This window comes from Neisseria sp. HMSC074B07 (assembly GCF_001810355.1).
GTDB lineage: Bacteria > Pseudomonadota > Gammaproteobacteria > Burkholderiales > Neisseriaceae > Neisseria.
In genome coordinates, this window is record NZ_KV800912.1 from 21,275 (window position 1) to 39,539 (window position 18,265).

At 50.5% G+C, this 18,265-nt stretch carries 19 protein-coding genes and 1 pseudogene; 4 read left to right on the plus strand and 16 right to left on the minus strand.

Annotation, left to right across the window (positions count from 1 at the left end):
• Positions 1-49: 49 nt before the first annotated feature.
• Entirely contained in the window at positions 50-1,819 is a 1,770-nt protein-coding gene (locus HMPREF2726_RS03065) for an ABC transporter ATP-binding protein/permease (RefSeq protein ID WP_009311677.1), read from the minus strand.
• 250 nt (positions 1,820-2,069) lie between these two features.
• On the opposite strand from HMPREF2726_RS03065, the gene HMPREF2726_RS03070 reads away from it, so the two are divergent.
• On the plus strand, positions 2,070-4,271 hold the full coding sequence (locus HMPREF2726_RS03070) for a TonB-dependent receptor (protein ID WP_009311676.1): 2,202 nt from the start codon (positions 2,070-2,072) through the stop codon (positions 4,269-4,271).
• 107 nt (positions 4,272-4,378) lie between these two features.
• Positions 4,379-4,485, plus strand: a pseudogene (locus HMPREF2726_RS14320) (IS5/IS1182 family transposase); the annotation flags it as partial.
• 101 nt (positions 4,486-4,586) lie between these two features.
• Here the strand turns inward: HMPREF2726_RS14320 and HMPREF2726_RS03075 are convergent.
• The 8 genes from HMPREF2726_RS03075 to HMPREF2726_RS03110 form a co-directional block, all read right to left on the minus strand.
• Positions 4,587-5,999 carry a tetratricopeptide repeat protein gene (locus HMPREF2726_RS03075; protein WP_009311674.1) on the minus strand — a complete coding sequence of 471 codons (1,413 nt, stop codon included), beginning with the start codon at positions 5,997-5,999 and terminating at the stop codon, positions 4,587-4,589.
• 334 nt (positions 6,000-6,333) lie between these two features.
• Positions 6,334-7,335 carry a porphobilinogen synthase gene (gene hemB / locus HMPREF2726_RS03080; protein ID WP_009311673.1) on the minus strand — a complete coding sequence of 334 codons (1,002 nt, stop codon included), beginning with the start codon at positions 7,333-7,335 and terminating at the stop codon, positions 6,334-6,336.
• Positions 7,336-7,486: 151 nt separating this feature from the next.
• Positions 7,487-8,218: a DUF6973 domain-containing protein gene (locus HMPREF2726_RS03085; protein ID WP_003760647.1), complete on the minus strand. Its 732-nt coding sequence runs from the start codon at positions 8,216-8,218 to the stop codon at positions 7,487-7,489.
• A gap of 195 nt (positions 8,219-8,413) precedes the next feature.
• Positions 8,414-9,253 carry an NAD-dependent epimerase/dehydratase family protein gene (locus HMPREF2726_RS03090; RefSeq protein WP_009311672.1) on the minus strand — a complete coding sequence of 280 codons (840 nt, stop codon included), beginning with the start codon at positions 9,251-9,253 and terminating at the stop codon, positions 8,414-8,416.
• A 40-nt stretch (positions 9,254-9,293) separates the two neighbouring features.
• A complete protein-coding gene (locus HMPREF2726_RS03095; protein WP_009311671.1) occupies positions 9,294-9,776 on the minus strand; it encodes a DUF2269 family protein in 483 nt (160 codons plus the stop codon).
• Positions 9,773-10,162, minus strand: a complete 390-nt coding sequence (locus HMPREF2726_RS03100; protein WP_009311670.1) for a DoxX-like family protein — start codon at positions 10,160-10,162, stop codon at positions 9,773-9,775. Before HMPREF2726_RS03100 ends, HMPREF2726_RS03095 begins: the two co-directional genes overlap by 4 nt.
• A 515-nt stretch (positions 10,163-10,677) precedes the next feature.
• The gene (locus tag HMPREF2726_RS03105; RefSeq protein ID WP_003760633.1) at positions 10,678-11,196 is read right to left on the minus strand and encodes a GbsR/MarR family transcriptional regulator; all 519 of its coding nucleotides are present in this window, start codon (positions 11,194-11,196) and stop codon (positions 10,678-10,680) included.
• 129 nt (positions 11,197-11,325) lie between these two features.
• Complete coding sequence (locus tag HMPREF2726_RS03110) at positions 11,326-11,586, minus strand: hypothetical protein (protein ID WP_003760631.1); 261 nt, start codon at positions 11,584-11,586, stop codon at positions 11,326-11,328.
• 396 nt (positions 11,587-11,982) lie between these two features.
• Here HMPREF2726_RS03110 and hpnC point away from each other — a divergent pair, with 396 nt between their 5' ends.
• Positions 11,983-12,798, plus strand: coding sequence for a squalene synthase HpnC (gene hpnC, locus HMPREF2726_RS03115; protein WP_009311668.1), 816 nt, complete (start codon positions 11,983-11,985; stop codon positions 12,796-12,798).
• A gap of 55 nt (positions 12,799-12,853) precedes the next feature.
• Here the strand turns inward: hpnC and HMPREF2726_RS03120 are convergent, their stop codons facing one another.
• From HMPREF2726_RS03120 to HMPREF2726_RS14620, 4 genes are all read right to left on the minus strand, one after another.
• Positions 12,854-13,714, minus strand: a complete 861-nt coding sequence (locus HMPREF2726_RS03120; RefSeq protein WP_009312974.1) for an EamA family transporter — start codon at positions 13,712-13,714, stop codon at positions 12,854-12,856.
• Positions 13,715-13,894: 180 nt separating this feature from the next.
• Entirely contained in the window at positions 13,895-14,359 is a 465-nt protein-coding gene (locus tag HMPREF2726_RS03125) for a carboxymuconolactone decarboxylase family protein (protein WP_070602127.1), read from the minus strand.
• A 138-nt stretch (positions 14,360-14,497) separates the two neighbouring features.
• A complete protein-coding gene (locus HMPREF2726_RS14615) occupies positions 14,498-14,710 on the minus strand; it encodes a nitroreductase family protein (protein ID WP_009312972.1) in 213 nt (70 codons plus the stop codon).
• Between the two features lie 106 nt (positions 14,711-14,816).
• Complete coding sequence (locus HMPREF2726_RS14620) at positions 14,817-15,158, minus strand: nitroreductase family protein (RefSeq protein ID WP_009312971.1); 342 nt, start codon at positions 15,156-15,158, stop codon at positions 14,817-14,819.
• A gap of 110 nt (positions 15,159-15,268) precedes the next feature.
• On the opposite strand from HMPREF2726_RS14620, the gene HMPREF2726_RS03135 reads away from it, so the two are divergent.
• A complete protein-coding gene (locus tag HMPREF2726_RS03135; RefSeq protein ID WP_009312970.1) occupies positions 15,269-15,772 on the plus strand; it encodes a MarR family winged helix-turn-helix transcriptional regulator in 504 nt (167 codons plus the stop codon).
• A 45-nt stretch (positions 15,773-15,817) separates the two neighbouring features.
• On the opposite strand, the gene HMPREF2726_RS03140 is transcribed toward HMPREF2726_RS03135, so the two are convergent.
• The 3 genes from HMPREF2726_RS03140 to HMPREF2726_RS03150 form a co-directional block, all read right to left on the minus strand.
• Entirely contained in the window at positions 15,818-16,642 is an 825-nt protein-coding gene (locus HMPREF2726_RS03140) for a tetratricopeptide repeat protein (protein WP_070602128.1), read from the minus strand.
• A 453-nt stretch (positions 16,643-17,095) separates the two neighbouring features.
• A complete protein-coding gene (locus HMPREF2726_RS03145; RefSeq protein WP_009312968.1) occupies positions 17,096-17,776 on the minus strand; it encodes a type 1 glutamine amidotransferase domain-containing protein in 681 nt (226 codons plus the stop codon).
• Positions 17,777-17,968: 192 nt separating this feature from the next.
• On the minus strand, positions 17,969-18,199 hold the full coding sequence (locus HMPREF2726_RS03150) for a DUF2798 domain-containing protein (protein ID WP_009312967.1): 231 nt from the start codon (positions 18,197-18,199) through the stop codon (positions 17,969-17,971).
• Between the last annotated feature and the right edge of the window lie 66 nt (positions 18,200-18,265).

Below are 18,265 nucleotides of genomic sequence, written 5' to 3' on the forward strand. Positions count from 1 at the left end.
GGCAAGGCGAGGCAACGCCGTACTGGTTTAAAGTAAATCCACTATAAATTCAATCGCAAGCTACGTTGCCGACATCAAGACTGAAATCGTGAAACTCGTTGAGCGTGCTGCGGTGGCCGATGCTGATGATGATGCTCTGCGGCAGTTTGCGTTTTAAGGCACGGTAGAGCAGGGCTTCGGTCGGTTCGTCCAAAGCGGCGGTGGCTTCGTCGAGCAGGATGACTTTGGGCTGCGAGAGCAGGGCGCGGACGAAGGCGACGCGTTGCAGTTCGCCTGGGGAGAGTTTGTGTTGCCAGTCGTCGGTTTTGTCTAATTTATTAATCAAATAACCTAAGCGGCAGGTGTTCATGGCTTCGGCTAACTCAGGATGCTGTTTGTCGATGTTAGGGTAACAAATCGCGTCGCGCAGGCTGCCTTGCGCCGTGTACGGGCGTTGCGGCAGGAAGAGGATGTCTTGATGCGGCGGACGGCTGACCTTGCCGCTGCTGCCGAACGGCCAAAGCCCCGCCAGCGCGCGTAGCAGCGAGGTTTTGCCACAACCGCTCGGGCCGCGTATCAGTAGGGAATCGCCGCTTTTGAGGTTGACGTTGATGCCGCTCAACAGGATTTCGCCGTTGTGGCGGAACAGGGCGACGTTTTCCAGCGAGAGGTCGTCTGAAACTTGGATAATGTCAGGTTGCTGCGCGCTGTGTTGTTCTTCCGTACTCAGCAAAAAGCCGTACAGACGCTCCAATCGGGCGCGGTAGGCGGTGAATTTGTTGTAGAACATCCGAAAGAAGGACAGGGCGTTTTGCAGTCGGGCGAAGGCTTGGACGGTCTGCTGAATGTCGCCGATCTTGATTTGTCCGGCAAACAGGCGCGGGGCTTGCAAAATAATGGGAAAGAGCTTGATTCCGTTGGTAAACATATCGTTAAAGCCGCTCAAGCAGACGCTTTGGCGGGCGATGCGCCAACGGTTGCGGATGATGGCCTTGAAGCGGTCGGCAAGTTGGTCGTGTTCGTGTTGTTCGCCGCTGTAAAACGCCACGCTTTCGGCGTGGTCGCGCACGCGGATGAGGGAATAACGGTAGTCGCCGTTGAGTTTTTCGTTTTCATAGTTGTAACGAATCAACGGGTTGCCTATCCACATGGCGATAAAGGTCGCCAAAATCACAAACATATAGACAAACCAAACGATGCCGTGCGGAATGTCGACGCCGAACACGGTCAGGATGCCCGCCAAGCCCCACAAAACAACGGCAAATTCCAGCGAGGTAACGACCGAATTGACCATGCCGCGCACAAATTCTATGGTCGATGCGATGAAATCCTGTGCGTCCTGTTGGATACGCTGGTCGATATTGTCCGGCGCATGACGGCGCATTTGCAGGCGGTAGTAGTTTTTGTCGGCAAGCCAGCGCGTTGTCAGCACTTCATTCAGCCGCTCCGACCATTTAATCGCCAAGCCTTGATCGAGAAAGTCGTTGACGACGTTGTTAAACGCCCGTACCAACACCACGCCCGCGTTCATCGCTGCAAACATCCAAAACGCGGAGGCGTTCAAATCCTGCATCGAGTCGTAAAGCCCTTTGGACATAAAGGTACTCAATACATTCAACCGCACTTCGGTCAGCAGCAGCGTAATCATCGCCGTAATCAGCAGCAATACTTTGACCGCGCTTTTCGGCGTCAGACACAGCCGCAGGATATAGGCAAACTCGCGCCCGAAGCGCGTTTCACGTGCCAAAAACAGAATCACCGCCGAGGCGGCGGCGACCATCAATAAGGTCTGTAACAGCCAAGACGGCGTGGAATAAAGCTCGATTTGCCATTTTTGCATGTGCGTTGTCTCTTGAGGCAGGCAGCGGGCAGGGGTCGTCTGAAACCCGGATTCTCTGCTTAATAAAATAATTTATAATTACTATGGAAAAAGTTTTGATTTATGTTGTATTTTTGTTTTTACAAATGGTTATCATCACTTTTTATAGAAAAGCAGAATGTTATCAAATATAATTCCGCAGCAAAATTACTTTGTGATTTTTAACGTTTATTGCAATAAAAATAACCCACCTCAAAGACAGAAGGAATCTATGAACAGCAAATTAGCCCTAATGCCGCTTTTGATTATGAGTGCGTTTTCTTATGCCGCCGATGAAGCGACGCCCGAAGCCCCAGTGCAACAGCAGTTGCAGGAAGTCCATGTCCGCGCCGACGCCAAACGCGTCAAAGCCGCCCGCTCTTACTCCATCGCCAGCGACGGCGACTTGCGTGACCGCGTGAACTTGGGACTACTTGGTAAAGCCAATGCTTTCACAGCGCCGATTACGGTTGTCAATTACGATGAAAAAGTATTGGAAAACAACGCATCCCGTACATTAGTCGATACAATCGCCAAGAACGATGCCTCTACCATGCAGTTCGGCGGTGAAAGCAACACCATTCAAGGCGTCTATGTCCGTGGTTTGCAACTTGATGCCCGCCAGTTTAGTATCAATGGCTTGGCAGGTCTTTATTCTTATTACCACACCCCGACTGCCGGCGTTTCTTCTGCACAGTTGATTAAAGGTGCTTCAAGTTCCACTGTCGGTATGGACCCTGAAGGTGCAGCAGGTTCTTCTGTCAACATCGAAACCAAAAAAGCATCCGATGAAGGCAACCGAAAAATCGGTTTAGCGGTTTTCGGTAAAAATCGTACCGAAGGCGCAATCGATATCGGTCAGCGTTTTGGTGAAAACAAACAGTTTGGCATCCGTTTCAATGGTAAATACCGCAAAGGTGAAACCGCCCGTAAAGGTTATAAGGAAGATAATCAGGAATTTGCATTAAATACTGATTATCGTGGTGAGAAATTACGTCTGTCTTTCGATTCGATGTATAACCACCGTAATACAGAGGGAGGTCGTGCGCGTATTCATGAAATGCAGGATCTTAACTTTGCCATGCCTGCCGCACCGAGCGGCAAAACCCTGCTTGTCCCGTCTTGGCAGGAGCAAACTACTAAGACCATGACGAATGCACTGACTTTCGAATACGATACTGACTACAATATGCAGATTAGTGGTGGTTTAGGTTATATGGAGTCTGTGTATAAAGGTTCGTTTACACAACTGCTCATGAAAAACCGTGCAAAAGGCGGTAATTTAGGTAATTACACGGCGCAGGCCGCACAACCGTTTGAATTCCTTTCACGCACAACAAGCGGTAATTTGAAAGCGCGTGGTGAATTTGAAACCGGTCCGATTGTTCACAATTGGGCTACCTCACTCGATTATATTAAACGACACCGCGACCACGATCAGGGAACGCGCAACGGCGATGCCTTGGATACCAACATCTACAACCCTGTTTTCCCTGTTACCCACCGCAACAATCCTGCCAATATACAAGGCACAGAGCATACGACTTATGAGACTCCCAGCCTTGCAATATCCGATACTTTGGGTTTCGCGGATAATACTATCCGTTTAACCTTGGGCGGACGTTATCAATGGGTAAAACAAACTGCTCATCCAAATTTGACAGGCAATGCAAAAACTGATGCAAACCGCCGCTCTTCTACTGTGAAGTTCAGCAAAAAACGGTTCAGCCCGATGTTTGCAGCGGCTTGGGTGCCTAATACGGGTATGGTAGTGTATGGAAACTATATGCAAGATTTGGAACCGGGTGCGACTAACGAGGATACTGGAGAAATGTCCAAACCTCGTGTCAGCAAACAGATTGAAATGGGTGTACGAAAAAACTGGGGTGATGTTGTAACCAGCCTGAACGCTTTCCAAATCGTCCGTCCGGGTTATTGGCGCAACACGCAAGAGCAGCATGGTAAAGAAATCAACCGTGGTGTTGAGTTTAATACGTATGCCAACCTGATGAATAAAACCCTTCGTCCGAGCTTTGGCATTATGTATCTGAAAGCTCAGTTGAAGGATTATCCGCGTTACAATAATACTTTAACAAATGGTAATCAGGTTGCTAGCCCGCGTGTTATTGCCAAAGCAGGTATCGAATGGGATACGCCATTTGTTGAAGGTCTGACTTTGAAAAGCAATATCCAATACTACGGTAAGTCTTTCCAAGATACTGAACGCCAATATAAACTGCCGTCCTATACCTTGGTTGACGTAGGCGCGCGCTACAAAACCAAGCTGGGTAAAAATACCCTGACCGTCAGCAGCTCGGTAGAAAACCTGTTCAACAAAAACTACTGGCAGGTACAGCGCGGCCAATACGACCGCAGCTTCGCCGTAGTCGGCATGCCGCGTACTTACTGGCTGAAAGCGGAATTGGATTTCTAATATCCGAACAGGCCAACCGGTAAAGGCAAAGGTCGTCTGAAAATCCTCAATCAGGGTTTTCAGACGACCTTTTATATTGTTGTTTGAATGGGGCAAGTGATATGACTTATAGTGGATTAAATTTAAATCAGGACAAGGCCGACGAAGCCGCACAGTACAGACAGTACAGCAAGGCAAGGCAACGCCGTACTGGTTTAAAGTTAAGCCACTATATCGTAGAACGGCACCCCATTAATCACAACGCAGAGACAATGGTTTAGAGGGATTCCCAAACGTTGGCAGCTTCTTCGGAGAAATGTTGCCACGCGGGCAATGTTATGGAAGTTGTTGTTTCCAATGCGCCAGCAGTTGCTTGAGGATTTCAGACTGCTCGTGACCGTCGTTAATGGCAGTTTCAAGCCAACGGCAGGCTAAGGCTGTGTTGCGGCGGACGCCTGTTCCGTGGAAATAGAGGCAGGCGAGGTTGTATTGCGCCATTGTGTCTTTTTGCTGCGCTGCCTGCGCGAACCATTTGGCGGCTTGGGTATAGTCGGTCTCTGTTCCATGACCGTTGTAGTACATCATGCCGAGATTGGTTTGCGCTTTGCTGTGTCCCAAATCTGCGGCCTGCTGATAGAGCGTCAGCGCTTCGGCATGGTCGGGAGCGCGGTTCAGGCCGTAATGGGCGGCAAAAGCCAGCTGATAGAATTGCTCCGCCTGTTGGCGTTGCAGCGCGTGTTCTTTGGCTTGAGGGTAGTTTTGCTTATTGTTCAGGGCAATGTCCGCGAGTAGTTTTTGGTGTGCGGCGAGATTGCCCAAATCAGCGGCAAGCTGATAGTAATGGCGCGCTTTGGAGGGTTCGGGAAGGATGCCCAGCCCGTAGCGGTAGATATCGCCGAGCAAACGCAGCGCTTCAGGATGATTGCGGCGGGCGGCTGCTTTGGCGTAGCGGCGTGCTTTATCCGTGTCTTTCGGGATGTCTTTGCCCAGCAGATGGATTTCTGCGAGCTTGGCGTAAGCATCGCTGCTGTTTTGTCTGGCGGCGGTTTCCAGCCATTGGATGGCTTTGTCGGGATGGGTCGGGAGCAGGATTTCCGCAAGGGCGACTTGTGCAGGCGCGATGTTGTCACTTGCCGCGATGTACAGGTGTTGGGCGGCTTGTTCAAGGTCCGGTGCCACGCCTTGACCGAGCTTGTATTGCAATCCGAGCTGCCAATTGGCAGGCGTAAATCCTTGTTTGGCGGCAAGTTGGTAGAGCTGGTGTGATTGGGGATAATCGGGCGGCGAGGTGTATTGGCAATGCTGGCCTAAGAAATATAGGGCTTGGGGATTTTGCTGACGCGCGGCAAGTACGGCCCAATCGACGGCTTCTTCGTGTTGACCTGCGTCATGATAAGCGCGCATCAGCTTGAGCTGTGCTTCGATAATGCCTGCTTCTGCCAATTCCCGATAGGAGGGAAGCAGGGTATTGAGCGGCATGCCTTGTGCTTCTTGGATTTGAAGAAGGTTGTAGCTGGCGTAGGGATGACCGTCACGCGCCGCTTGCTGCATCAGGCGTATGCCGGCTTCGCGGTTGGCAGGGATGCCTTGCCCTTGCAGCAGGCAGCCTGCAAGATGGAATTCTGCTTCCGTATGCCCTTCGTCTGCCGCTTTTTGCAACAGAGGGACTGCGGCGGCAAAATCGGGCGGGATTTGGGTCATGAATGAGTGAGCTTCCCGGAATAGTGTATCGGCGGTTGTTGTATTCATTTTATTGTATATGTTTTGAATTTTATAGTGGATTAACTTTAAACCAGTACGGCGTTGCCTCGCCTTGGCTCAAAGAGACATTCTCTAAGGTGCTGAAGCACCAAGTGAATCGGTTTCTGTACTGTCTGTACTGTCTTGCGGTTTCATCGCCTTGTCCTGATTTAGTTAAGCCACTATAGTAAAACGGACGCTGTAAGTGTTTGTTTGAGAGTTGCGGTATTTTACCAGAAATTACCTGATTATTCATTCCGTTGTAATAAATTTTGTCGGGCAAATGCCTTAATGTGAATGCCGCCGGGCATTCTGTGCAAACCGGCGGCATTTTGCTGTCGTTTTATTTTTTCAACATCTTTGCCGCTTCGACGGCGTAATACGTCAGGATACCGTCGGCGCCGGCGCGTTTGAAGGCAAGCAGGCTTTCGAGTATGACTTTTTCGCCGTCCAGCCAGCCGTTTTGAATCGCTGCCTGAAGCATGGCGTATTCGCCGGAAACCTGGTAGGCGTAAGTCGGTACGCCGAACTCGTCTTTGACGCGGCGGACAACGTCAAGATAAGGCAGGCCGGGTTTGACCATCACCATATCCGCGCCTTCCTGAATGTCGAGGGCGACTTCGTGCAGGGCTTCGTCAGTATTGGCGGGGTCCATTTGGTAGGTTTTCTTGTCGGCTTTGCCCAAATTGCCGGAACTGCCGACCGCATCGCGGAACGGGCCGTAAAATGCGGAAGCATATTTGGCTGAATACGCCATGATGCGGGTGTGGATATGTCCCGCGTCTTCAAGGGCTTCGCGGATGGCGAGGATGCGTCCGTCCATCATGTCGGACGGGGCGACGACTTGCGCGCCTGCGTCGGCGTGGCACAAGGCTTGTTTCACCAAAACTTCGATGGTTTCGTCGTTGAGGACATAGCCGTTCGCATCGGTCAGCCCGTCTTGCCCGTGGATGGTGTAGGGGTCGAGGGCGACATCGGTCATGATGCCGAGTTCGGGGAATTTCTCGCGCAGGGTGCGCACGACGGTCGGTACGAGTCCTTCGGGGTTGTAGGCTTCTTCCGCTAATTCGGTTTTGTTTCGGGTAACGACAGGGAAGAGTGCCAGCATGGGGATGCCGAGTTTGAGGGCTTCTTCGGCGGTGAACAATAATTTGTCCAGGCTTTGCCGCTTCACGCCGGGCATGGAGGGGACGGCTTCTTCCTGATTGCTGCCTTCGAGTACGAAGACGGGGTAAATCAAATCGTCTGCGGTCAGGGTGTGTTCGCGCATCAGGCGGCGGGAAAAGTCGTCTTTGCGCATACGGCGCATACGGGTGGCGGAAACGTAACGCGGTGGGAAATTCATAATCGTCCTTTGTCCTTCTGGAAACGGCTGAATCGGCAGGAGAAATGTTTTCAGACGACCTCTTTGCAAGCAGGGGTCGTCTGAAAATGGGTTTGCGACAGTTTACGCCGTTTTGATGAATTACTCAAAACTTGCACAGGGTGTCGAAAAATCAGTCTTTTACTTTTCTGATGGCTTTAACCGTTTTGGAAATCGAGTCGATTTTGTCGGGTTTGGGCATGTTGCGCTCTTCCTCGCGCAAGCCTTCGGCATCCAACGGTTCGATATTTTTCATGGCTTCGCGGTAGGCGGTAGGACTGAGTTTTTCTTGCGTGATGCGCCATACTTTGCGACCGTTGGTACGCGTTTCCGATGCGGTCCACAAGCCGATTTTGTGGTAATAAAGCAAAACACTTTCGGCAAGGGCCTTCATGTCGGTATTGGGTCTGCCGCTGCCGATGCTGCGGCCGATACGGTTGTTGCGTTGGTCAACTGCCTGGTCCGCGAGATAACGGCTGAAATAGTTGATTTTCCCTTCGCGGATTTTGATGTCGGCAAGGTAGGCATTACCTGCTTCTTCGGCGATTACGTTGTCGAATTGGGAGGTAATGGCGGCTTGCCACAGGGCTTGGCGCACGGCATTGACCTGTGTGCCTTTGCCATCTCCGTTGGCAGTATCGTCTAAGCCGCTGCGGTAGGCAAAACGCGTAGCATTGCTGCTGATATTGAAGGAGCCTGTGTCTTCCATGCCGATGGCTTGCGCCGCTACGGGATGATTGAGGGCGAATTGGGTAATTTTGCTGCGCCGGGTTTGATCTTCTTCAAAGGCAGTCTGACAGCCGGAGAGCAAGATGGAAGCAAGTAGGATGCATTTAAGATGTGTTTTAAATTTAATCTGAGCCATGATATGAGCCGTGATGAAAATATTATTTTATTGATGATATACTGCTTATGTAACATACAATTACATATTGTAGCAAAATATTTTTCATACGGGCGCTTTATTGTATCAGCGGTCTTTTGTATTAGGGCAAAAGGTCGTCTGAAACCGGCTTTAGGCAGGGCGGTTTCAGACGACCTTTTCGTGTGTATGGCTGATTCAGCCTTGATGGGAAAAGTTTTCCGCAGCTAATGGCGCTCTCCCCAATAAAGCTTCAAAATCAGAATAATCGGCGCATGAACCTTGTTTGAGCAGGGCAAAGCTGTCACGGCTGATAATGCCGTTGCTGAGGAGGTTTGCCAACGGCAGCACAGGGTCAATCAGGCGCAGGGGAACAGGTAGGATATGTTGTGGCGGTTTGTGATGCAGGGTTTGGCGGAGGGTGGTCAGGTATTCCGCCAAGGTCAGCGTTTGGTTGCCGGTCATATTGATGATGCTGTGGCCGGCGTCGGTTTGGACGGCCAGTTTTGCCAAACCTTCGGCAACATCGGCAAGATGGACGGGCTGCAAGTAAAAGCGGCCGCCTTCCGGCAGGGGAAGTAAAGGGAGGCGGGCTAATTTGATGAACAGTTCGCAGCTGGTTCCCCCTCGCCCGTAAACGACGGATGGTCGGGCTATCGCAATCGGTATGCCGCTTTGGGCGACGGCATCATCTCCACGTCCTTTACTGCCGACAAAGTTGATGGATTGAGATGGGTCGGCACCCAGTGCGGATAGTTGCACCCAGTGTTTTATGCCTGCTGCTTTTGCCCATGTGGCGAGTTGTTTGGGTGTGCGGTGGTGTACGGTTTCGAGTATTTCGGCATGACGGCTCATGATGCCGATGCAGTTGATGAGGACGTCTTGCCCTTCCAATAAACGGCGTGCGGCGGTTTCATCGGGATGAAGAAAATCGAAGGAGCGGCGGTCGGGCGTGCAAACTTGATGACCTTGTTCTTTGAGGATTTGAACGGTACGGCTGCCGATGAAGCCGCTGCCTCCGAAAATGATGATGTTCATGGTTTTTCTTTATGGTGTTGCTGAGGTCGTCTGAAAATCTTTAAATCGGTTTCATCACCATCAGGAAGTAAATCACGATAGTGGCGCAAAAGGCGGGATAGCCCAGCAATTCCCAGCGTCTGGCGTAACGCCAATAGGGTTCCGGAATGGTGTCTGCGTTTTCTTTGTGCGCTTTTTCGGCAATCTTTGCCATACGGATTTGCAGCCAGACAACGGGCAGCCAGCAAATGCCTGCAAGGATGTATAAACCGAGCGTCATCCATACCCAATTTTGTTCCAGCATGGTGGAAACGGTATAGCCGCGTTCGTACAGCATCCATAAACCGGACAGGGGTTGGAAAATAACGGCAGGTGTCGTAAACCACCAATCTGCCTTGATGACCCAATGCGATACGACCGACTGCGCGGCGACCGAACCGCTGCGGTTTGCCCAAAAGAGGTAAAACGCCGTACCAAAACCGGTGCCGACCATTAAAGTAGCCGAGATGATGTGCAGGGTTTTAACGATTAAATAGGTGTTCATTTTTTATCTCCTACGGATTGATACAGGAAAAATAAAGTAGCCATAATCGGCAGGTTTTTTACCAAAGGCGCAAAAGGGTGCGCCCACATTTCGGGCAGCCTGATGGCAATAATCAGGCTGTATGCCGCGACGGTTATCAATTGCAACAGCCATATTGCGGAATGGGAACGAAGGCGGCTGAAGCATAAAAAGGCAAAACCGATGTCCAATAGTGAAGCGGCGATTAATGTCGGCCACTGCAACGGATCGGGAATGCCGACCGAATGCAGCAAATCCAATGACATTTCGGGCATGAAAAACAGAGGTTGGGTACCGCTCCACAGCCATAGCAGCCCCATCGAGTAAGACAGGTAGGCAGGGAGATTGCGTGTAGTTTTGTCGGACATATTGGTTTCCTAATTTCATTTCGGTTTATTTATATATTTAGCCTGTAATTTCTAAAATTTCTGTCAAAAGAGAAATATAAGGGTAAAAAAAATTAGGCAGGTTCCTGAATATCATCCTCCCCCGGAGGATTGGGCAAGCTCAAAACGCCAACAATCAAAGAATAAGTACCGCCTATTACCACGCTTGCTAGGAGGCTGGTGACAAAATCTGCGCCAAACAGTAAAAGATATAGGCAACCGCATAGCGATCCGGTTATGATTGCCCGTATAAGGCCGCGTAAGTCCCTGTATGTAGACGTCAAGCTTAAGATCAAACCGCAAATTAGGGCCGGTACGGTAAAGAATAAAGCATAGTAGCCGATACTAAACGCAAAAAATAGCGTAGATGCAGTATAAACGATGATGACTCTGCCTCTCGGATAGTCGAAATAATCTTCTGTCGAATGCGTCATAACACACCTATGATTGCGTAAGAGAAACCGGGGGTTGTGTCTTGTAAACCAATTGGGGAGGTATCATCGGAAAAATTTTTGTATTCCGGCGCCTATTTTTAAAATTTTCACCATGGTTGAGGTGGAAAGCTTCAACATTTCATTTGCCCATATGGTCAGTGTGTTAATGAAATCATGGGTTTGTCGGATTCGCTGCTTGGCGGTTTCATTTTCTTGACTAAATTCAGGACTGTCGATCAGGCTTTGCAAAAATTGCCGCGTTGGTTCGATTTCACGCTGCATGCGCATTTCTGCGATGGTACGGAACAAAGTCCAGACGTCGTCTGAAGTTTCAAAATGATCGCGTCTGTCGCCCAAGATATGCACGGTATGCACCAACCTCAGGTTTTGCAGCTCTTTGATGCTGTTGCTGACGTTGGAGCGCGCTACGCCGAGCGTTTCGGTAATTTCTTCGGCATTCATCGGTCTGCCTAAGATGTAGAGCAGGGCATGGATTTGCGCAACGGTACGGTTGACGCCCCATTTGGTGCCCATTTCGCCCCAGTGGAGGATAAATTTTTCAGTGGTCGGATTCAGTTTCATAGTGAGGGTATTTTATTTTTATTTTTTATTTCTGTCAATACAGAAATAAAAGATTTTTTTGAAACGGGTAAAAAGGCGGACTGAATTCAGCCCGCCTGTTTTAAACCATAGATTATTTTTTACGATAGATTATTTTTCCGACTGCTGCTTGTAGTATTCCAGCAGTTGTTTCGCTTGCAGCAAAGGCAGCCCGAAATGCTCGTTGATGTTTTTGAGGTCTGCTGTTTCTTTTCCGGTCAGATTTTGTTCGAGCCATTTCAGATTGTCCGGATTGCTTTTGATTTTTTCAAAATACGCCTGCTTGCGCTTCCAATTTCGCGACCACACCAGCAGCATGGTGAAAATACATAGCACGATTAAGAAAATATTCGTGAAAGTCATCATGTCCATCGTAGTCTCCGCTTACTTGGAAGTATGGGGATTATAAGCGAATCAAGTGTTTACGGATATATTGAGGAACGAGGGAGGCATGGTTTCGGGTTAAGTTTGGATGGGACAGCCTATTTCCGGATGGTGGTTTGTTATCTCAATATAGTTTTTGCCGTAGCTAAAATCCGTTTTGTGGAAAGGGTCGTCTGAATTGGGAAAACAGGGTAATTTTGTGGTTTTAAGTTTGGATTTCTATGCGAGTATACAGTTAAATCATTAATAAAATAATGCGTTGTGTTAGAATCTTGTCGAGTTGTTAATACAGGTTTGAAAGTATACAGCCCGCCGTAAGCCAATCATGTGAGCAATACGGCTCCATACTTTCAGACGACCCCAAATACCGAATTTCCAATATTTATGTCCGTCAACCATTACGAAAATTTCCCCGTCGGCTCGCTTGTCATGCCGCGCCACCTGCGCAAGCCTACCCATGCCGTTTATGCTTTTGCGCGCACTGCGGATGACCTCGCTGATGAAGGCAATGCCGAAGCCGATGAACGCTTGCGCGCTTTGGATGAACTCAAATCCGAACTCGACCGCATACAGCGCGGCGAAACGCCGTTGACTCCGCTAATGCAACGTTTGCAACGTGAAGCCATCGCGCCTTTCAAGCTGCCGCTGCAACCGTTTTACGAACTTTTATCTGCATTCAGTCAAGATGTTGTCAAAACCCGATATCAGGATTTTGGCGACCTGATTGACTACTGCCGCCGTTCCGCCAATCCGATCGGGCGCATTATGCTGCACCTGTACGGACAAACCGACGAAGTCAGCATCGCCCAAAGCGACGGCATCTGCACCGCGTTGCAACTCATCAACTTTTGGCAGGACGTTGCCGTCGATTGGCAGAAAGGCCGCGTCTATATCCCGCAGGACGACTTGCAAAAATTTAACGTCAGCGAAACGCAAATTGCCGAAGGCAAAGCGGATTTTGCGTTCCAAAGACTGATGGCGTATGAGTGCAACCGCGCGTTCCAAATGCTCAAGGGCGGCTCGCCCTTGGGTAAAACGCTGAAAGGCCGTTTGGGATTTGAATTGCGGATGATTATTGTCGGCGGACAACTGATTTTGCAGAAACTGGACGGCAGCAAATACGATATGTTTACACAACGTCCTGTTTTGGATAAAAAAGATTGGCTGATTATTCTGAAACGGGCATTCTTGAAGAAATAAAGCGACCGGAGCAAGAGGTCGTCTGAAAAGCAGCTTGAAGGCTTCAAGGCTGTTTTCAGACGACCTTTTTCATGACTGCCCGCTGCACTCCGAAGATTGATACCAATACCAACGTAAATCCTGCCAACGACTTCGCGTCCATTCCTTGTCCTAAAAACAGCCAGCCCAAGACAAATGCCGAGACAGGGCTGAGTAGTCCCAGCGACGAAACCGCAGCAGGTGAAAGTTTGGCAATCCCTCTGAAAAACAACACATAAGCCAACACGGCACCAAACAGACACAAATACAGATAGCCGCCGATATTGGCGGGGCTTAAAGATTTGAGCGGCGGTTCGGCAAGCAGGGCGACGGGCAGTAAAAACAAGCCGCCGATGAAAAGCTGCCAGCCGGTAAACGCTAACACGGGCAGCGAAGTGCGGCGGTGTTTCGACAAATACACGCCCAACGCCATCGCCGCCGCGCCCGCCAATGCCGCCCAAATCCCCGTCCCGTCATAGCGCGCCTGCGGCGACAAAACCAAAAGCGCAATCCCCAAAACCCCCGCCGCCGACCAAGCCCAAGCCGCTTTAGGCGGCATGGTTTTGCCGATTAACCAAGTGAACACCAGCACCATCAGCGTCTGCGTCGAACTCAATACCGCCGCCAGTCCGCCCGGTAAGCGATACGCCGCCACAAACAGCATGGCCTGAAAAAAGCCGATGTTCAAAAAACCGAGCAAGACAACCGTCTCCCATTCCTCGCGTTTGGGGATACGCCGCGTCCACGCCAACAGTAAAAGCCCAGCGGGTAAAACACGGATAAGCGCAGCGGTGAATGGTCGATCCGGCGGCAGAAATTCGGTGGTCACGAGATAGGTGCTGCCCCAAATCAACGGGGCGAGTGCGGTGGTCAGGATGGTGGCGGTACGGTTGGGCATTTTGATTCTCGTAGGAATGCAGCTTTTTCAGATTGACTATACAGTAGGTCGTCTGAAAAAAGGGAATGGGGTGTGATGGGGCAATATCAGCCTGCACTTTGGTTTTGAATGTGCAGACTGCTTTTTATATTTTAGGTAGCCCCTGTTGATGTTTGATCGATTTCAGATTGTCTTGCCAGACTAAATCAAACCTGCCTTTTCCAATCCCATCAGACTATCCATGCTGCCCGCAGGGGTGGCAAAAGCCACATTCAGGCGGTTCCAGACGTTGATGGTGTTGATGACGTGGGTCAATGCCACCAGTTCTTCTTCATCAAAATGGGCGCGTACCGCTGCGTAGTCCGCATCGCGGATACTCCGTTCGGAGATGCGGGTCAGGCTTTCCGCCCATTGCAGCGCGGCCCGTTCTTTTTCGGTAAACAGGGTTGATTCGTGCCAAACGGCCAAATGGTGCAGGCGCAGTTCTCGCTCGCCGTGCAGCTTGGCTTCTTTAACGTGCATATCAACACAAAAAACGCAGCCGTTGATTTGCGAAACACGTAGTTTCACCAAATCTTTCAGGGTACTATCCAGCGTGAGACTGGCTTCCAAAGCCAGTAGTGCCTTATAGGTGTTAAGGGCATATTGGGAATAGTGTAAGCGCATAAGTCCTCCAAATAAATGAATAAGCGGGTGGGGAATTTGGCCTATCGGAAACCTTCTCCATTCAAGTGCAGGCTGCCATCGGTCAAGACGCTTGATTTTACCAACTGGGGAATGTCTGTGTTGCTGATTTTCAGGCGTTTATTCAATCCAATCAACCACATCGTCTACTGCCTGCCGCGTTTTGGCTCGCTTAGGCTCGCCTGCGCGATAGCCGAACGCCGCCATGAAGCTGACGCGGTATTCGTCAAGATTGATGAAGCCTTTGCCAGACAGCAACTTTCCCACAGTTTCCTTTTGAAAGCCCTCAATCGGCGTGGAATCCACACCAATCAAAGTGGCAACGGTCATCATATTCGCCAACACGTATAGGTTTGCTTGACTGCCCAGTCGTTAAATGCGCGCGGATTATCGGCAATGGCAAAATCGGTTTCGGCAAACTGTTTGAAAAATTTTTGCATCATCCCAATAGTTTCAGACGGCATTCCATGCGCGCCGCCCCAGATTTTTTCTTGATAATCCGCCTGCATGGCAGCGTGCGCGCCAACAAAATCACAAAATGGCTGCAATCCATGATTTTTTCCGCCGCGCCCCATGCGATGTCGCGCAACTCTTCGCGCAGAGTACGGTTTTGCACCATCAAAAAATGCCAAGATTCCAGCCCGAACGAACTGGGCGACAGGCGTGCGGTTTCCAGAATATAGGCGAAATCATCGGCAGGGATTTTCTTCGCCGCATCATAACTTTTGCAGGCGTGGCGGAAACGGAAGGCGTTTAAAACGGCTTGTTTATCGGCAAACATGGTTTTCTCCAGCAAAATTATCTTGACTTCAAGCTAAATATAAATGTAAATGGAGATTAGCTTGAAGTCAAGATAAAATAATCGCCATTGAAAACCGAACGGAGCATTCTATGACCGAACACCTTGATGCTGCGGCCCGCGCCGTTGCCCAATGGAAGCAGGAGCTGCCTGAATTGGCCGCCGAAAATATGCTGTTAATCGGCCGTCTGAAACGCGCCGCTGCCGTCATCGCGCGCGAATTGGAAAAAGTTTACGAAGAATATGGTTTAACCGAAGGCTCGTTCGATGTGCTGGCCACTTTGCGCCGCAGCGGTGCGCCTTATACGCTGACCCCGACCGAGCTGTTTTCAGCGCTGATGGTAACGTCCGGCACCATGACCACGCGCCTGAAAAATCTGGAAAACCAAGGCTTAATCGACCGCCTGCCCAATCCGGACGACGCGCGAAGTATGCTGGTACGCCTGACCGACAAAGGCAAAGAATTGATTGAACAAGCCGTGTTCCCGCATGTGGAAAACGAAAAACGGTTGATGGAAAAATTAGATTTAAAAACCAAAACATCGCTTGAATACGGACTGGAGAAATGGCTGGAGATTTTGGAGGGAAGTAGGTGAAAGGTTGTCTGAAAACGCGACACGCCGTTTTCAGACGACCTCAGTTTATTGTGCAGACTTTTTCTTCTCCAGCCGCTTCAATTGCTTGGCGGCATATTTATTGCCAGCCTCGGCAGCACGGCGGTAGTAGCGGGCGGCTTTTTTCAGACGACCTGCATCTTCATAGAGGATACCGAGGTTGGATAATGCGATGATGCTACCCGCGCGGGCGGCGAGTTTGTACCATTTTTTTGCCTGGCGTGTGTTGCGGCGCACGCCGTTGCCTTTGTAGTAGAGGAAACCTATGTTGTTGCAGGCGGTTTCATCCGCTTGTAAGGCGGCGCGGGCGTACCATTTGTAGGCTTTGGCGTAGTTTCGGGTCAGACCGAGGCCTTTATCGTATAAGTAGCCGAGGGCGCGTTGGGCTTCGGCACAACCCGCTTTGGCTGCTTTGCGATAAAGCAGGCAGGCTGTCTTAATGTCTTTTTTGCCGCCGAGGCCGCGCTCGTGCAGCAAGCCGAGGCGGTAGGCTGCATAGGCCGTATCGGGGTTTATGCTACCGTGTTGCTTAAAGGCGCGTGCATACCATTTGCGGGCGCGACGGTAGTCGGGCTTTTCTGCAAATTCATACAGGCGGCCGAGAGATTCCTGTGCTTTGGCGTGGCCGAGTTTGGCGGCACGGCGGTAATATTTTTCGGCTTTGGCGAGGTTTGGTTTGACGCCTTCGCCGTACTGGCGGGCATTACCGAGACCGAACCAGCCGTCTGGGCAGCCTTTTTTGGCGAGTTGGCGGTAGGTGCGGTAAGCGGCACGGGCTTCGGCAGAATCGGATAAGCAGACATAACTGAGGCATTCGAGCAGGGCGGCGCGGTAGAGGGATTTAGGATTCATATTTCTGCCTTTCTGGTGGTTTCAGACGACCTCTGTGTGGAACCGTTTACACAATAAATTTGGCGTGCAATACGCTTTTAAAATGGCTTTTTCGGAGTTTTTCCCGACAGTAGTTGGGCGCACTGCGATTGATGCGTATGGGTGGTTGGTAAGGTTTTAATTTTTGTGTTTTTTGATTTTCAGACGACCCCAAAGGTCGTCTGAAAGCTTGTCGGAACAGGTTTGAACAGACGATAAACCAAGCGGCGGTCTGACAACATGAAACGATGGTTCGGGAGGGGCCAATTTATCTTATTTTCGTGTTTTTATAAACGGTTTAAATTGTGCGGTATGGATTTTTTGATGAGAGCGAAATGGTATCTGATTCGGTGGCGGATTGAGGTCGTCTGAAAACGTAAAAAAGCAGCCTGCACTTCAATTTCCAAAGTGCAGGCTGCTTTTTTCAATACTTCATCAACCCAATGCCTTTGCCAACGCCACCCCTACGCCTTTGGCGGATGCCGGGTTTTGACCGGTAATCAGACGGCCGTCCACCACCACGTTTTCCGCCCAGTTCGGCGCGGCATGGTGTTTTGCGCCGTGTTCAACGAGCGCGGTTTCCAGCAGGAAGGGGACGATTTTAGCTCCGCCCGTTGCTTCTTCTTCGGCGTTGGTGAAAGCGGCAACGTTTTTGCCGCTGACCAGATATTCGCCATTAGAAAGTTTCGCGTCCACCAGCGCGGCAGGGCCGTGGCAGACGGCGGCAACGATACCGCCGTTTTCGTACACTTCGCGGATAAGGCGTTGCGCGTCAAGGCTTTCGCGGAAGTCCCACATCGTACCGTAGCCGCCGGTAAACAGAATGGCGGAATAGTCCGCGCCGTTCAGACCGCCCAGCCCGGGCGCAGCTTGCAAATGTTGTTGCAGGTCAGTTTGCTGCCAGTAATGGGCGTTCACGGGGTCATCCATATTCAGGCTGTCGGCATCAACGGGGGCGACTCCGGCTCGGATGGCAGCGATTTCGCTTCGGTGCCCGGCGGCTTCGGTTTCGTGCATGGGGTGCGTGAGTTCGGACAACCAAAAACCGGTGGGCTGACCGCTTGTACCTTTAACGGCATTGCTGGTTACAACGTAGAGAATGGGTTTGTCGGACATATGTGTCTCCTGTCTGCAAGGTTGGTAAATAAAGGCTGGTTTTCAGAGGAACTTTTGGCTGTATTCAGCCGTCTGAAATTTAAAAACAATATTAGTTTGTCTATGAAAAGCGGCGCTTTTGCGAAACCGAAAGCAGCCTGCACTTTGATGCAACTGGGGTTGTCACTGCTTTATTCATGTTTTCAGGTAGCCTCAATCCGCCACCGAAGCCGCCACCCATTTCACCACCAGTGGCCGCACGCCGAGCAGGCTGGCGAATGCCACCGGCCAAGTAATCAAATATGATTTCAACAAGCGCTGCAGGTAGCCCGCGTCGATACCGGTATTCAGCGCCACCAGCACCGCGCTCACAATCAGCACCATCACCGTCGAAGCGTAAAAAGAAAACAGTACGCCCGCGTATTTTTTCGGCAATTTTTTCATCTCGCTCCCCTCAAAAAATCCATATCGTGCAGTTTAAACCGTTTATAAAAACACGAAAATAAGATA

Excerpts from the sequence above, each read along its gene's own strand:
- hpnC (WP_009311668.1), top strand. The coding sequence starts at position 11,983 with ATGTCCGTCAACCATTACGAAAATTTCCCCGTCGGCTCGCTTGTCATG.
- HMPREF2726_RS03100 (WP_009311670.1), bottom strand. The coding sequence starts at position 10,162 with ATGTCCGACAAAACTACACGCAATCTCCCTGCCTACCTGTCTTACTCG.
- HMPREF2726_RS03150 (WP_009312967.1), bottom strand. The coding sequence starts at position 18,199 with ATGAAAAAATTGCCGAAAAAATACGCGGGCGTACTGTTTTCTTTTTAC.
- hemB (WP_009311673.1), bottom strand. The coding sequence starts at position 7,335 with ATGAATTTCCCACCGCGTTACGTTTCCGCCACCCGTATGCGCCGTATG.
- HMPREF2726_RS03135 (WP_009312970.1), top strand. The coding sequence starts at position 15,269 with ATGACCGAACACCTTGATGCTGCGGCCCGCGCCGTTGCCCAATGGAAG.
- HMPREF2726_RS03120 (WP_009312974.1), bottom strand. The coding sequence starts at position 13,714 with ATGCCCAACCGTACCGCCACCATCCTGACCACCGCACTCGCCCCGTTG.
- HMPREF2726_RS03070 (WP_009311676.1), top strand. The coding sequence starts at position 2,070 with ATGAACAGCAAATTAGCCCTAATGCCGCTTTTGATTATGAGTGCGTTT.
- HMPREF2726_RS03105 (WP_003760633.1), bottom strand. The coding sequence starts at position 11,196 with ATGAAACTGAATCCGACCACTGAAAAATTTATCCTCCACTGGGGCGAA.
- HMPREF2726_RS03145 (WP_009312968.1), bottom strand. The coding sequence starts at position 17,776 with ATGTCCGACAAACCCATTCTCTACGTTGTAACCAGCAATGCCGTTAAA.
- HMPREF2726_RS03065 (WP_009311677.1), bottom strand. The coding sequence starts at position 1,819 with ATGCAAAAATGGCAAATCGAGCTTTATTCCACGCCGTCTTGGCTGTTA.
- HMPREF2726_RS03140 (WP_070602128.1), bottom strand. The coding sequence starts at position 16,642 with ATGAATCCTAAATCCCTCTACCGCGCCGCCCTGCTCGAATGCCTCAGT.
- HMPREF2726_RS03095 (WP_009311671.1), bottom strand. The coding sequence starts at position 9,776 with ATGAACACCTATTTAATCGTTAAAACCCTGCACATCATCTCGGCTACT.
- HMPREF2726_RS03110 (WP_003760631.1), bottom strand. The coding sequence starts at position 11,586 with ATGGACATGATGACTTTCACGAATATTTTCTTAATCGTGCTATGTATT.
- HMPREF2726_RS14615 (WP_009312972.1), bottom strand. The coding sequence starts at position 14,710 with ATGATGACCGTTGCCACTTTGATTGGTGTGGATTCCACGCCGATTGAG.
- HMPREF2726_RS03125 (WP_070602127.1), bottom strand. The coding sequence starts at position 14,359 with ATGCGCTTACACTATTCCCAATATGCCCTTAACACCTATAAGGCACTA.
- HMPREF2726_RS03075 (WP_009311674.1), bottom strand. The coding sequence starts at position 5,999 with ATGAATACAACAACCGCCGATACACTATTCCGGGAAGCTCACTCATTC.
- HMPREF2726_RS03085 (WP_003760647.1), bottom strand. The coding sequence starts at position 8,218 with ATGGCTCAGATTAAATTTAAAACACATCTTAAATGCATCCTACTTGCT.
- HMPREF2726_RS03090 (WP_009311672.1), bottom strand. The coding sequence starts at position 9,253 with ATGAACATCATCATTTTCGGAGGCAGCGGCTTCATCGGCAGCCGTACC.
- HMPREF2726_RS14620 (WP_009312971.1), bottom strand. The coding sequence starts at position 15,158 with ATGTTTGCCGATAAACAAGCCGTTTTAAACGCCTTCCGTTTCCGCCAC.